Origin of the sequence: Acerihabitans sp. TG2, from assembly GCF_035013185.1 — a bacterium.
In the GTDB taxonomy this organism is placed as follows: Bacteria; Pseudomonadota; Gammaproteobacteria; order Enterobacterales; family Enterobacteriaceae; genus Acerihabitans.
Genome location: NZ_JAYGJO010000004.1, coordinates 258,086 through 271,677 on the forward strand (window position 1 = coordinate 258,086; position 13,592 = coordinate 271,677).

Below are 13,592 nucleotides of genomic sequence, written 5' to 3' on the forward strand. Positions count from 1 at the left end.
GAACCAGGGATTATTATGTTTTGTCAGCCACTCTCACCGAAAATGGCTGACAAAACAGGGCGAAAATCCCAGCCGATTCGCCCGTTGATGCCCACACAACAAAAGCCTTGAGTATAAGGCATCACCTGATCCTGCCGGGTAATGCCAAGGTCTCAGGTCAGCTTTCCGAGGTTTTTTTTACCGGTCGTTGCCAACCGACAATATTATTTTGCCGTACCCGGCTCAGTACCAGTTCATGTGCCGCCACGTTTCGGGTAACCGTGGTACCTGCACCGATAGTGGCGCCGTTACCCACCGTAACCGGTGCCACCAGCTGAGTGTCGGAACCGACAAAAACATCATCACCAATGATGGTTTGGTGCTTATTGGCACCGTCATAATTACAGGTGATGGTACCCGCGCCGATATTCACTCCCGCACCAATCTGCGCATCACCGAGATAACTAAGATGACCCGCTTTTGATCCTTGGCCAAGGCGTGCCTTTTTCATTTCAACAAAGTTGCCAACATGTGCGCCCTGTTCCAGCTCAGAACCAGGACGTAGGCGGGCGAAAGGCCCCACGGTAACGTCAGCCCGCAGGACTGAGTGTTCAATGATCGTATAAGGACTCACCACGACGTTATCACCAATGTCGCAGTCCTTGAGCACGCAGCCGGTACCGATAACAACATGATCACCCAAGGACACCCGACCTTCGATAATAACGTTGGTATCAACAGTGACGTCCCGACCGTGCAGCAATTCGCCACGTAAATCAAAACGCGACGGGTCAAGCAGCATGACCCCAGCCAATAACAATTTTTCCGCCTGCTGACATTGGTAAGCGCGTTCCAGGGAGGCTAACTGCAAGCGATTGTTCACCCCGTCCACCTCGGTAATCCGCTCCGGGTTAACGGTATTGATTCGTCGCCCTTCCCGCCACGCCATGGCGATGATATCGGTAATATAATACTCACCCTGGGCATTCTGATTATCGAGTCGGCTTAACCAGCGCTTGAGGTCGCCTCCGTTAGCGACCAGGATCCCGGTATTGATTTCCTGTATCAGCAGTTGTTCCGCCGATGCATCTTTCTGCTCAACGATACCGGCTACCTGGCCCTGCTCACGCACGATACGGCCGTAACCTGTAGGATCTTGCAGGCAAACCGTCAGCAGTCCGATACCGCCGGCCGGTTTAGCCGCCATCAACCGTTCAAGGGTAGCGGGCGTTATCAGCGGCACGTCGCCGTATAGCATCAACACATCTTCTTCATCGTTGAAGAAAGGTGCAGCCTGTTGCATGGCATGGCCTGTACCCAGCTGTTCAGCCTGTAATACCCAGTTCAAGCGCGAACCGCCACTGGCTAATTGTTGCTGGAGTAAATCACCGCCATGGCCATAGACCATGTGGATTTGTGCGGCGCCCAACGCATCAGCGGCATCGATAACATGCTGAACCAGCGGTTTACCCGCCAGGGGATGCAATACTTTGGGCAAATCGGAATACATGCGAGTCCCCCTGCCGGCGGCAAGAATCACTACGCTCATTAATCGATTCGACATAACTATCCTGATGAATCAAATTCAATAGTCGAAAGTAAACCCGTTCATAGCAGGGATTACCACATATTTTGGGCTGAAAAACACGATATGCCCGCATAACACCTGAAGCTGCGTCCATTCTACCTCGAAAGAGGCTGATTAAGAGAAACGGGGTAACTCCAGTAGGAAAATGCAGCAATTTCACCGCAAAAGTGCCGCTTTAGCGCTCGACTATAGGAATACTTATTTTAGGAAAAAAAATAAGAGGGTATTAATGACCAGGGATTACGCGTAAATAGGGGGATTGGAAAATAAAAAAACCAGTCCGCAGGGACTGGTTTTTAGAACGTAAGCGCTTAGCTACATTGCTTTTCTAGTCAATTCAATGACCCGCAATTTAGCGATTGCCCTGGAAAGTTCAGCTGACGCTTGAGCAAAATCCACATCGCCGTGTGAACTATTAATTCGCTCTTCCGCCATACGCTTGGATTCCATTGCCCGCGCTTCATCAAGATCTTTGCCACGAATGGCGGTATCGGCCAGCACGGTTACGGTACTAGGCTGCACTTCAAGAATTCCACCGGACAGGTAGATATACTCTTCCTCGTTGTGCTCTTTAACGATACGCACCATACCGGGCTTAATGGCAGTGAGTAGCGGGGCATGACCGGGATAAATCCCCAGCTCGCCTTCGCTTCCCGTCACCTGGATTTTTTCCACCAGCCCGGAAAACATCTTATGTTCCGCGCTGACGACATCCAGATGGTAAGTGTTTGCAGCCATGTCACCCTCCTCTCACAGCGTTACAGTTTCTTGCCTTTTTCCACTGCTTCATCAATGGAACCGACCATATAAAACGCCTGCTCTGGCAGGTGATCATATTCACCGTCCATGATGCCTTTAAAGCCACGAATCGTGTCTTTCAAGGACACATATTTACCCGGCGAACCGGTAAATACTTCAGCAACAAAGAATGGTTGAGACAAGAAGCGCTGGATTTTACGTGCACGGGAGACGACCAGTTTGTCGTCTTCGGACAATTCGTCCATACCCAGGATGGCGATGATGTCTTTCAGTTCTTGATAACGCTGAAGGATCGACTGCACACCGCGGGCTACATCGTAATGTTCCTGTCCCACAACCAGAGGGTCCAGCTGACGGCTGGTGGAATCGAGTGGGTCAACCGCCGGGTAGATACCCAAAGATGCGATTTGGCGGCTCAATACCACAGTGGCGTCAAGGTGGGCAAACGTGGTTGCCGGCGACGGATCGGTTAAGTCATCCGCAGGTACATAAACGGCCTGTACCGAGGTGATAGAACCGGTTTTGGTAGACGTGATACGTTCTTGCAACACGCCCATTTCTTCCGCCAGTGTCGGCTGGTAACCTACCGCTGAAGGCATGCGGCCCAACAGTGCGGACACTTCGGTCCCGGCCAGGGTGTAACGGTAGATATTATCAATGAACAGCAGTACGTCGCGGCCTTCATCACGGAATTTTTCCGCCATGGTCAAGCCGGTCAGTGCCACACGCAGACGGTTTCCCGGCGGCTCGTTCATCTGACCGTATACCAACGATACTTTGTCGATAACGTTCGAATCGGTCATTTCGTGGTAGAAGTCGTTCCCTTCACGGGTACGTTCGCCCACGCCGGCAAATACCGAATAACCAGAGTGTTCAATCGCGATATTACGGATAAGCTCCATCATATTGACGGTTTTGCCCACACCGGCGCCGCCGAACAGGCCAACCTTACCGCCTTTGGCAAACGGGCACATCAGGTCGATAACCTTGATGCCTGTTTCCAGCAATTCCTGCGAACTAGACAGATCCTCGTAGCTCGGTGCAGGACGATGGATTGACCACCGCACTTCTTCGCCGATATCGCCTTTCATATCAACCGGTTCGCCCAGCACGTTCATGATACGTCCCAGTGTGGCTTTGCCCACCGGCACTTCAATTGAACGTTCCAGATTGGTCACTTCCAGACCACGACGCAGACCGTCTGACGAGCCCATGGCGATGCAACGGACAACGCCGCCGCCTAACTGCTGTTCTACTTCCAGCACCAATGTGGTGGCGCCGTTTTTCACTTCAAGGGCATTGTACACTTTTGGTACAGCATCTTGCGGGAACTCGACGTCAACCACGGCGCCGATAACCTGGATAACATTTCCAGTAGCCATCTTGAATCCTCTACGTAATTCGTAACCCTAACCTAAACCGCGGCGGCTCCCGAAACGATCTCGGTGAGTTCCTGAGTGATGCTGAATTGACGAGCCTTATTGTAAACAAGTTGCAACTCTTTAATCAGGTTGCCACCGTTATCCGTTGCGGCTTTCATCGCTACCATTCGCGCGGCCTGTTCGCTGGCCAGGTTTTCAACAACGCCCTGATAAACCTGTGATTCCACATAACGACGCAACAACGTATCGAGCAGCGCCTTAGGATCAGGTTCATACAGATAATCCCAGGTTTTTTCCTTCAGTTCCTCACCGTCTTCCGCTGCGGGTAGCGGCAGGATCTGCAGCAGTTGTGGTACCTGAGACATGGTATTAATGAATTTATTGCTGACAATATAGAGCTTGTCCAGGCGGCCTTCATCATAAGCTTGCAGCATGACTTTAACCGGCCCAATCAGTTCTGACAGCGTGGGGTTATCGCCCATGCCCGTGACCTGGGCAACCACTTTAGCGCCAACGGCATTAAAGAAGGAAACCGCCTTGGAGCCAATCAGCGCCAATTCTGCTTCAACGCCTTTCTCACTCCACCCCTTCATATCCGTCAGCACTTTCTTGAACAGGTTAATGTTCAGGCCGCCAGCCAGACCACGGTCAGTGGACACCACCAGATACCCAACGCGCTTAACATCACGCTCTTCCAGGTAGGGATGTTTATATTCCAGATTTCCCAAAGCAAGGTGACCAATGACCTTACGCATTGTTTCCGCATAAGGACGGCTGGCCGCCATACGCTCCTGCGATTTGCGCATTTTGGATGCGGCAACCATCTCCATCGCTTTGGTGATCTTCTGCGTGTTTTGCACGCTGGCGATCTTAGTACGTATTTCTTTGGCGCTGGCCATCTCTGCTTCTCCTCATTGCTTTATGGCCTGCCGAAGCAGGCCATAGCGCGTTACCAGGACTGGGTTGCCTTGAAGTTATCGAGAATAGCTTTCAGCTTAGCCTCAATCTCATCGTTATAAGCGCCGGTCTGGTTGATTTGGAGCATAAAATCACCTTCTTCGCGGTCGACATACGCTTGAAGCGCAGCTTCGAAATCACCGACTTTCGCCAGTTCGACATCTTGAAGATAACCACGTTCCGCAGCGAACAAAACCAAAGACTGCTGTGCCACAGACATTGGCGCATACTGTTTTTGTTTCAACAATTCAGTCACTTTCTGACCATGATTCAATTGTTTGCGGGTTGATTCATCCAAATCGGAAGCGAACTGGGAAAATGCGGCCAGCTCACGATACTGAGCCAACGCCGTACGAATACCGCCCGACAGTTTTTTCATGATCTTCGTCTGAGCTGCACCGCCCACACGAGAAACTGATATACCGGGGTTGACGGCAGGACGTATACCGGCGTTGAACAGGCTTGATTCCAGGAAAATCTGACCATCGGTGATGGAAATCACGTTGGTTGGAACAAACGCCGAAACGTCGCCCGCCTGGGTTTCGATGATCGGTAATGCGGTCAACGAGCCAGTTTTGCCCTTAACTTCACCCTTGGTGAATGCCTCAACGTAGTCCGCATTAACACGCGATGCACGTTCGAGCAAACGGGAGTGAAGATAGAACACATCCCCAGGATAAGCCTCACGTCCTGGCGGACGACGAAGCAGCAGGGAGATTTGGCGATAGGCTACCGCTTGCTTGGACAAATCATCATAGATGATCAGCGCGTCTTCGCCGCGGTCGCGGAAATACTCGCCCATTGCGCAACCTGAATACGGAGACAGATATTGCAACGCAGCGGATTCGGATGCGGTAGCAACGACGACGATGGTATTCGCCAGGGCACCATGCTCTTCGAGTTTACGCACTACGTTGGCAACGGTAGACGCTTTCTGACCGATAGCGACATAAACGCATTTAATGCCGGATTCGCGCTGGTTAATAATGGCATCAATTGCCAGAGCTGATTTGCCGGTCTGACGGTCACCGATGATCAGCTCACGCTGACCACGGCCGATAGGAATCATGGCATCGACGGATTTATAACCCGTCTGAACCGGCTCATCCACCGATTGACGTTCGATAACACCAGGTGCAATCGCTTCAACGGCGGCAAAGCCATCATGTTCGACCGGACCTTTACCATCGATAGGTTCGCCCAGCGTATTGAGCACACGGCCCAACAGACCACGACCCACCGGTACCTGCAAAATACGGCCGGTACATTTGACTTTCATGCCTTCGGCCAGATCTTCGTATGGCCCCATCACCACGGCGCCGACAGAGTCGCGTTCCAGGTTGAGGGCGATAGCGAAACGGTTGCCCGTCAGAGCGATCATCTCGCCCTGCATAACTTCGGCCAGGCCATGAATACGGATAATACCGTCACTCACGGAGACGATAGTACCTTCATTGTGAGCTTCGCTCACTACATTGAACTGAGCAATGCGCTGCTTGATCAGTTCGCTGATTTCGGTGGAATTCAGTTGCATGCTCCAGTCCCCTTAAGACTGCAATACGTCTGACAGACGATCGAGACGGCCACGTACGCTGCCATCAATCACCATATCGCCCGCACGAATAACGACGCCGGCTATGACAGACTTATCAATTTTGCAATTCAGCTTAACTTTGCGTGACAGACGTTTTTCCATCGCGGCAGCAATTTTCGCCAGTTGCTCATCTTTCAGTGTGCTGGAGGAAATGACATCCACTTCCACAGTTGATTCCTGCGCGGCGCGCAAATGAATAAATTGTTCCAGCACGTCAGGCAATACTGCCAAACGTCCATTTTCGGCCATGACCTTAATAAGATTTTGGCCCGCCTGGTCGAGTTGATCGCCGCACACCGCGATAAACGTCTCGGACAGTGTTTCTGGTGCAATCGCACCGGATAACAGTTCAGCCATCTGATCGTTGCGGCTAACCTCGGCGGTGAATGACAACATAGCTTGCCACTGTTCAACGCTTTTGTGCTCGACGGCAAAGTCAAAAGCTGCTTTGGCGTAGGGGCGAGCTACAGTAACTAATTCAGACATCAGCCCCTCCCTCCTTACAGTTCAGCGACCAGTTTATCAACGATGTCGCTGTTGGCAGCTTCATCCACGGAACGTTCAATAATCTTCTCGGCACCGGCAAAAGCCAGCAGCGCGACTTGCTTACGTAGCTCTTCACGAGCCCGTTTGGTTTCAGCCAAAATTTCAGCCTGAGCCTGCGCTACGATTTTGTTGCGTTCGTCTTCCGCTTCTGCCTTTGCTTCGTCCACAATCTGAGTTTTGCGCTTATTGGCTTGCTCGATGATTACCTGGGCTTCGGCTCTGGCTTTTTTCAGTTGATCGCTCGCATTGGCTTGCGCTATGTCCACCTCTTTTTTAGCCAGATCCGCAGAAGCGAGGCCATCAGCAATTTCTTTCTGACGCTTCTCTATGGCTGCGATAAGCGGCGGCCATATATATTTCATGCAGAACAGGACAAACAGGATGAACGCGATGGCCTGGCCGAGGATTGTTGCGTTAAGATTCACAGCACAATGCCTCTTATAAAGTTAACGGTTTGATGTCGTATTAATTTCACGCAGTGTACACACTACGCTACGGCAAACATCACGTACAGTCCCAGCCCCACAGCGATCATGGGGATGGCGTCAACCAGGCCCATAACGATAAAGAACTGAGTACGCAGCAGTGGGATCAGATCCGGCTGACGCGCTGCACCTTCCAAAAATTTGCCACCCAGGATGCCGATACCGATCGCAGCACCGATTGCCGCCAGACCCATCATCACAGCGGCAGCCATGTACAGCAGATCGAGATTCAGGTTTTCCATGACAGTCTCCAGTTTGTTTCAGATTAAACGCAACAGTATTGTAAAAAAATCAGTGTTCCTCGGACGCCATCGCAAGATAGACAATCGTCAGCACCATAAAGATAAAGGCTTGCAACGTAATGATCAGTATATGGAAAATGGCCCAGGGCACATTCAGAATCCACTGAGACCACCACGGTAACAGACCGGCAATCAGAATGAAGATCAACTCACCCGCATACATATTGCCGAACAACCGAAGGCCTAAAGATACCGGTTTAGACAGTAAACTCACGCCTTCGAGAATCAGGTTTATAGGGATAAAAGCCCAATGATTAAACGGTTGCATGGTGAGTTCTTTAACAAAACCACCAATGCCTTTCATCCGGATACTGTAAATCAGAATCAAGATAAACACGCCCAATGCCATGGATATGGTGATGTTCACATCGGCCGAAGGAACGACACGCAGCGCCGGCAAACCAAGATAACGCTCAGCAATAGTAGGCAGCAAATCGATTGGCAGCAAATCCATCAGGTTCATGAAGAAAACCCAGACGAAGATGGTTAACGCCAAAGGGGCGATTAACTTGCTTTTGCCGTGGAACATGTCTCGCACGCTACCGTCAACAAACCCAATAATCAATTCAACTGCAGTTTGCAATTTACCGGGGACGCCGCTGGTGGCATGTTTGGCCACGCGACCAAAAATCGCGATGAAAATCACGCCGAGCAGCACGGAAAAGAACATGGAGTCAATGTTCAGCGTCCAGAAAGTTGCCGGGCCGTCGTGGGGATTAACCAGTTCAAAAGTACGCAGGTTCAACTGAAGGTTATTCAGATGATGGCCTATGTATTCCTGTGGAGTAGAGATTTCTCCTGATGCAGACATGATGCCTCTTACCCTTTGTTGTTAATTACGGCCGGTGCCAATATCTGCACAATCAGCACCGATAAATAGGTCAGGCCCAGTGGAACAAACGCTGCCCTGAACATCCCAAGCGCAACTATTAGCAACGCTATAGTAACGACTACCTTGAGCGCTTCTCCTATGGCAAAAGACCAAGCAACTCGCCCCGCCGCCGGAACGTTAACCTGATGACACCAGGTAAAAAGGACAAACAACACATTCGGCAGCCAAGCGGCCAAGCCTCCGCACGCAGCAGAAAAACCCCAACCTGGTTTGCCAAAAGCGAAACACACGCTTAGTACAAGCCAGACTATTAGTTGGAAAAACAATAATTTACCAACAATTTTCCCACTATATAGGGATAAGGACATACGTTCACTTCCCCCTACTCGTGCTGGTCAGACTGAAGGTGTATAAAACTGCCTTTATCACCATGAGTCAAGTAACGAAAAACGTGCAAATTATACGGGTAGACACTACGAATTCAATGCATAAGTAGCGAAAAGGTGAACAATAATTTAAATCCCTACGTTTTTGTCTACTTTCCTCAAAATGCGCGGGAATCATACCATGCATAACTTTATACTGCTTGAGCAATTATTGCCTATGAAACTGTGCTCCAGATCACATTAAGTACGTGTGTAATGTTAATTTTGCTGGATATATTTTTCTTCCATGAGGATATCTTTTTAATTAATTAACTTAAAAAACAAATAGTTATATATTTTATTAACCAAAACAGGGCTTATATTCCCTTCACGATGCCTAACGACTGGAAGGTGAATTTATTTTTCTAAAACCGGGCAGCTAATATCATTGACATGTTTGGACATATATATTTTACATGGTTATTATTAGGTATTGAACTAAATTACTACCAAGATGATATGATAATGAAATGTAAAATTTTAGTAAACGATATTTAAAATAACGATCTACTAAAATTAATATTTCATGCAAAAAACACTGTTATTCTATTCAATCTTTTATTGATAAAAAACAATTTTAACCTAGCCGGATGACCACTAAGTGACGCTCCCCGCGCAATTGGGGAACGGTTAACGTAACCACCGATTCTATCTGATACTGCGCCGGCAGGCTGGCAAGTTCTTCTTCGGGAACCGTGCCTTTAAGCGCATAGAAACGTCCCTCACCCGATGCGGGCAAGTGATGGCACCAAGACAGCATATCGTTTATCGATGCAAAGGCTCGGCTGATGACACCATCAAAAGGCACCCGCGGCAGGTAATCCTCCACCCGGGCCTGTATCGGTTCGATATTACTCAAACCTAGCTCTTGCTGCGCCTGGCGTAGAAACCTGATTCGTTTTCCCAGGCTGTCCAACAAGGTAAAATGAGAATCGGGGCGCACAATAGCCAGCGGTATGCCCGGCAATCCCGCGCCAGTACCAACATCGATAAAGTTAAGCCCGCGCAAATGCGGCTCCACCACAATGCTGTCCATGATATGGCGAACCAACATTTGTGCTGGTTCACGTACCGACGTTAAGTTATAGGTTTTATTCCACTTGTTCAGCAGATCGACATACAACACCAACTGTTGTTTCTGTCGATCGGTCAGCGTAATGCCCGCTTCTATGAGTAGTGATTCCAGTTTAGCCAGCATGTTGTCACTCATTCTTATACATAACAAAAAACAAAGCCGCCGGGGAAACCGGCGGCATCGACTTTATCCCTGGTCATCAAGCGCTTCGACGCAACAGCCCCTGTTTTTTCAACCAGACCAGCAGAATTGATATGGCTGCCGGCGTAACGCCTGAAATCCGAGCCGCCTGTCCAATGGAATTAGGCTTATGATCGTTGAGCTTGGCGATCACTTCATTGGACAATCCAGCCACCTGCAGATAGTTCAGATCAAAGGGCAAAAGTGTATTTTCGTTACGCAACTGCCGGTCAATCTCTCCCTGTTGACGGGTGATATAACCTTCATACTTGATCTGGATTTCCACTTGTTCAGCCGCGTGCGGATCCGACAAGGGGGGAGAAAAAGCGGGTAATTCAGTCAGTATCTCATAGGTCATTTCGGGACGGCGCAGCAGCTCTTCGCCGCTGGCCTCACGCGATAACGGTGCTTTCAATAACTGGTTGACCTGATCCACATTTTCGGTACGTGGATTGACCCAGACGTCGCGTAAACGCTGACGTTCACGCTCAATACTTTCCAGTTTTGTGCAAAAATGCACCCAACGTTGATCATCCACCAATCCCAGTTCGCGCGCGGTTTGCGTAAGCCGCAAATCTGCATTGTCTTCCCGCAATAACAGCCGATACTCGGCCCGTGAAGTGAACATGCGGTAGGGTTCCTTGGTTCCCAAGGTACAGAGGTCATCTACCAGTACGCCCAGATAGGCCTGATCGCGACGCGGAGTCCACCCATCAAGCTCTTTAGTCAGTCGACCGGCGTTGATACCCGCCAGCATTCCCTGGGCGGCAGCTTCTTCATAGCCGGTGGTGCCATTTATCTGACCAGCAAAGAATAACCCGGCAATCAATTTACTTTCCAGGGTAAGTTTAAGATCCCGCGGATCGAAAAAATCATACTCGATGGCATAACCAGGTCGAATAATATTGGCATTTTCCAGACCTTTCATCGAATGGACGATTTTCATCTGCACATCGAAAGGTAGACTGGTGGAAATACCGTTCGGATAGACTTCATTGCTGGTCAGTCCTTCCGGTTCCAGGAAGATCTGGTGGGAATCTCGATCGGCAAAACGCATCACCTTATCTTCAATTGAAGGGCAATAACGTGGTCCCACGCCCTCAATTACGCCGGTGTACATCGGGCTACGATCAAGATTCTGGCGAATCACCTCATGGGTTTTTTCGTTAGTGTAAGTGATATAACACGGTACCTGACGTGGGTGCTGATCAACCGACCCCATGAACGAGAATACCGGCAGGGGAACATCGCCTTGTTGAGTGGCTAATTGGCTAAAATCGATAGTCCTGGCATCCAAACGCGGTGGTGTGCCGGTCTTGAGGCGCTTGACACGAAAAGGCAATTCACGCAACCGCTTGGACAAGGAGATTGACGGCGGATCGCCAGCACGACCACCACTGTAGTTATCCATACCGATATGGATCTTTCCATCAAGAAAAGTCCCCACGGTCAATACCACCGACTTCGCCCGGAATTTCAACCCCATTTGGGTCAGCGCGCCAACGACACGATCGTTTTCAACAATCAGATCCTCAACCGCCTGTTGGAAGATCATCAGGTTAGGTTGATTCTCCAGCGCGGTTCTGATGGCCAGACGATAAAGCAAACGATCCGCTTGGGCGCGAGTGGCGCGCACTGCCGGACCTTTGCTCGCGTTTAGTATCCTAAACTGAATACCCGCTTGGTCAATGGCCGTGGCCATAAGACCGCCCATGGCATCAATTTCTTTGACCAAATGGCCTTTACCGATCCCACCAATGGCTGGATTACAAGACATTTGTCCAAGCGTATCAATATTATGCGTCAACAACAGGGTCTTACATCCCATACGAGCTGACGCCATAGCCGCTTCTGTACCGGCATGGCCGCCACCAATAATTATGACGTCAAATTGATCGGGATAGAACATATTAAATAAACCTCGCTTGGGGCGAAAGATCGTCAAGGCCGTTTGGGAAAGTGGATTCTACTCAACTTTTGCATTGAAACAAGCCCTGAGGATCCGTCCGTAATTAAAGAAAGATCTTTTTATTTAAAGATCTCTTTATTATATCTACTACTATGATCGCGATCTTCTGTGGATAAGCCTTTTTTCATTTGCTAAAACAGATCGTTAGCAACGATCATTTGCTGTGAATGATCGGTGATCCCAAACGGTATAAGCTGGGATCAAGATCGGTACTTATCCACTGATTAAAAAATAGGCATAGTTATACAGTGGATAAATACCGGTTATAGGCGGGTTTTAAGCATAGTTATCCACAGAAAAAAACAGATCTTTTTACAATTTAGAGTAAAGCGATCCAGGTTTTAACCCATTCTTCTGCTGGATCCTCGGGAATTTCATGCTGCGTGATATCGATCTTGATCATCGATCCGATCCTGATAGCCCTATGGCCGATCATTTCACGATCGATAGTGTCGATAGCACCGCAAAAGGTGTCGTATTCACTGCTGCCGATGCCAATAGCACCGTATTTAACATCGACAAGCGAAGCATCTTTTTCTTTAATTTGTTCAAACAACGGCTGCAAATTATCCGGAAGATCGCCTGCGCCATGAGTTGACGATACGATCAGCCAAACACCCGTTAATGTGAGTTCTTCAAGCTCGGGACCGTGCAACACATTGGCCGTATGCCCCTGCTGTTCAATGATACCGGCAAGATGTTCCGCCACATATTCAGCACTGCCCAGGGTACTACCGCTGATGATCGTTACGTCGGTCATAATAGTTCCGTCTTAATAAAGAGCGGATATTGTACGCTGTGTACCGCCTGGGATCTACCTGTGGATAATAAGGGGATAATAAATCATGGTTAAGGAACGATCGTCCGGCTAATGGGGTTTTGCAGCGAGATCAGAGTCTCAGTTGACTGGATTTCATCAATAGTTTGGATCTTGTTGATAAGTACCTCTTGCAAGGCATCGATCGACCGGCACATGACTTTAATAAATATGCTGTAGTGGCCGGTGGTGTAATAGGCTTCCACCACTTCTTCCAACGCATCGAGTCTTTTTAATGTTGAAGGATAATCCTTGGCACTTTTCAATATGATACCGATAAAACAACACACGTCGTACCCGAGATGCTTGGCGCTGACGTCCACCCGTGCACCGGTGATGATACCCGCCTGTTTCATTTTCTCCACCCGCACATGAATGGTGCCAGCACTGACCATGAGCTGCTTGGCCAATTCAGCATAGGCGGTACGGGCATTGGCCATTAAGGCCTGTAAAATCGCGCGATCAAGGGTGTCGATCTGGTAGTAGTCCGGCATGATTTCCTCTTAAATCCCCCGTCATCTTTCAAGCCGCGGATGCGTTGGCTACGTGCGCTCACCCGAATCACTTACTAGAGTAAGCTCATCGGGGTTCGCTTACTTGCCGCCTGTCCGCAACTCGAAAGCTATAGGGGGGTTATCCGTCATCTTTCAAGCCGCGGATGCGTTGGCTACGTGCGCTCACCCGAATCACTTACTAGAGTAA

Annotated in this window: 14 protein-coding genes; all 14 read right to left on the reverse strand. The window is 49.5% G+C overall.

Annotation, left to right across the window (positions count from 1 at the left end):
• Window positions 1-157 precede the first annotated feature (157 nt).
• Window positions 158-1,543: a bifunctional UDP-N-acetylglucosamine diphosphorylase/glucosamine-1-phosphate N-acetyltransferase GlmU gene (gene glmU / locus SJI19_RS05740; RefSeq protein WP_323477299.1), complete on the reverse strand. Its 1,386-nt coding sequence runs from the start codon at window positions 1,541-1,543 to the stop codon at window positions 158-160.
• A 339-nt stretch (window positions 1,544-1,882) separates the two neighbouring features.
• A complete protein-coding gene (locus tag SJI19_RS05745) occupies window positions 1,883-2,305 on the reverse strand; it encodes a F0F1 ATP synthase subunit epsilon (protein ID WP_323477300.1) in 423 nt (140 codons plus the stop codon).
• A gap of 20 nt (window positions 2,306-2,325) precedes the next feature.
• Window positions 2,326-3,708 (reverse strand): F0F1 ATP synthase subunit beta, encoded by a 1,383-nt coding sequence (atpD, locus tag SJI19_RS05750; RefSeq protein WP_323477301.1) that lies wholly within the window; start codon window positions 3,706-3,708, stop codon window positions 2,326-2,328.
• Window positions 3,709-3,740: 32 nt separating this feature from the next.
• The gene (atpG, locus tag SJI19_RS05755) at window positions 3,741-4,607 is read right to left on the reverse strand and encodes a F0F1 ATP synthase subunit gamma (RefSeq protein ID WP_323477302.1); all 867 of its coding nucleotides are present in this window, start codon (window positions 4,605-4,607) and stop codon (window positions 3,741-3,743) included.
• 50 nt (window positions 4,608-4,657) lie between these two features.
• Window positions 4,658-6,199 carry a F0F1 ATP synthase subunit alpha gene (gene atpA / locus SJI19_RS05760; RefSeq protein ID WP_323477303.1) on the reverse strand — a complete coding sequence of 514 codons (1,542 nt, stop codon included), beginning with the start codon at window positions 6,197-6,199 and terminating at the stop codon, window positions 4,658-4,660.
• 12 nt (window positions 6,200-6,211) lie between these two features.
• Window positions 6,212-6,745 (reverse strand): F0F1 ATP synthase subunit delta, encoded by a 534-nt coding sequence (gene atpH, locus SJI19_RS05765; RefSeq protein ID WP_323477304.1) that lies wholly within the window; start codon window positions 6,743-6,745, stop codon window positions 6,212-6,214.
• Window positions 6,746-6,759: 14 nt separating this feature from the next.
• Window positions 6,760-7,230, reverse strand: a complete 471-nt coding sequence (atpF, locus tag SJI19_RS05770) for a F0F1 ATP synthase subunit B (protein ID WP_323477305.1) — start codon at window positions 7,228-7,230, stop codon at window positions 6,760-6,762.
• Between the two features lie 62 nt (window positions 7,231-7,292).
• Window positions 7,293-7,532, reverse strand: a complete 240-nt coding sequence (gene atpE, locus SJI19_RS05775) for a F0F1 ATP synthase subunit C (RefSeq protein WP_132924133.1) — start codon at window positions 7,530-7,532, stop codon at window positions 7,293-7,295.
• A 49-nt stretch (window positions 7,533-7,581) separates the two neighbouring features.
• Window positions 7,582-8,403: a F0F1 ATP synthase subunit A gene (atpB, locus tag SJI19_RS05780; RefSeq protein WP_323477306.1), complete on the reverse strand. Its 822-nt coding sequence runs from the start codon at window positions 8,401-8,403 to the stop codon at window positions 7,582-7,584.
• Between the two features lie 8 nt (window positions 8,404-8,411).
• A complete protein-coding gene (atpI, locus tag SJI19_RS05785; RefSeq protein WP_323477307.1) occupies window positions 8,412-8,792 on the reverse strand; it encodes a F0F1 ATP synthase subunit I in 381 nt (126 codons plus the stop codon).
• A 634-nt stretch (window positions 8,793-9,426) separates the two neighbouring features.
• Window positions 9,427-10,047 carry a 16S rRNA (guanine(527)-N(7))-methyltransferase RsmG gene (rsmG, locus tag SJI19_RS05790; RefSeq protein ID WP_323477308.1) on the reverse strand — a complete coding sequence of 207 codons (621 nt, stop codon included), beginning with the start codon at window positions 10,045-10,047 and terminating at the stop codon, window positions 9,427-9,429.
• A gap of 76 nt (window positions 10,048-10,123) precedes the next feature.
• A complete protein-coding gene (gene mnmG / locus SJI19_RS05795; protein WP_323477309.1) occupies window positions 10,124-12,013 on the reverse strand; it encodes a tRNA uridine-5-carboxymethylaminomethyl(34) synthesis enzyme MnmG in 1,890 nt (629 codons plus the stop codon).
• A gap of 379 nt (window positions 12,014-12,392) precedes the next feature.
• The gene (gene mioC / locus SJI19_RS05800; RefSeq protein ID WP_323477310.1) at window positions 12,393-12,833 is read right to left on the reverse strand and encodes an FMN-binding protein MioC; all 441 of its coding nucleotides are present in this window, start codon (window positions 12,831-12,833) and stop codon (window positions 12,393-12,395) included.
• Between the two features lie 89 nt (window positions 12,834-12,922).
• Complete coding sequence (asnC, locus tag SJI19_RS05805; protein ID WP_323477311.1) at window positions 12,923-13,384, reverse strand: transcriptional regulator AsnC; 462 nt, start codon at window positions 13,382-13,384, stop codon at window positions 12,923-12,925.
• Between the last annotated feature and the right edge of the window lie 208 nt (window positions 13,385-13,592).

Excerpts from the sequence above, each read along its gene's own strand:
- glmU (WP_323477299.1), bottom strand. The coding sequence starts at position 1,543 with ATGTCGAATCGATTAATGAGCGTAGTGATTCTTGCCGCCGGCAGGGGG.
- SJI19_RS05745 (WP_323477300.1), bottom strand. The coding sequence starts at position 2,305 with ATGGCTGCAAACACTTACCATCTGGATGTCGTCAGCGCGGAACATAAG.
- atpD (WP_323477301.1), bottom strand. The coding sequence starts at position 3,708 with ATGGCTACTGGAAATGTTATCCAGGTTATCGGCGCCGTGGTTGACGTC.
- atpG (WP_323477302.1), bottom strand. The coding sequence starts at position 4,607 with ATGGCCAGCGCCAAAGAAATACGTACTAAGATCGCCAGCGTGCAAAAC.
- atpA (WP_323477303.1), bottom strand. The coding sequence starts at position 6,199 with ATGCAACTGAATTCCACCGAAATCAGCGAACTGATCAAGCAGCGCATT.
- atpH (WP_323477304.1), bottom strand. The coding sequence starts at position 6,745 with ATGTCTGAATTAGTTACTGTAGCTCGCCCCTACGCCAAAGCAGCTTTT.
- atpE (WP_132924133.1), bottom strand. The coding sequence starts at position 7,532 with ATGGAAAACCTGAATCTCGATCTGCTGTACATGGCTGCCGCTGTGATG.
- atpB (WP_323477306.1), bottom strand. The coding sequence starts at position 8,403 with ATGTCTGCATCAGGAGAAATCTCTACTCCACAGGAATACATAGGCCAT.
- atpI (WP_323477307.1), bottom strand. The coding sequence starts at position 8,792 with ATGTCCTTATCCCTATATAGTGGGAAAATTGTTGGTAAATTATTGTTT.
- rsmG (WP_323477308.1), bottom strand. The coding sequence starts at position 10,047 with ATGCTGGCTAAACTGGAATCACTACTCATAGAAGCGGGCATTACGCTG.
- mnmG (WP_323477309.1), bottom strand. The coding sequence starts at position 12,013 with ATGTTCTATCCCGATCAATTTGACGTCATAATTATTGGTGGCGGCCAT.
- mioC (WP_323477310.1), bottom strand. The coding sequence starts at position 12,833 with ATGACCGACGTAACGATCATCAGCGGTAGTACCCTGGGCAGTGCTGAA.
- asnC (WP_323477311.1), bottom strand. The coding sequence starts at position 13,384 with ATGCCGGACTACTACCAGATCGACACCCTTGATCGCGCGATTTTACAG.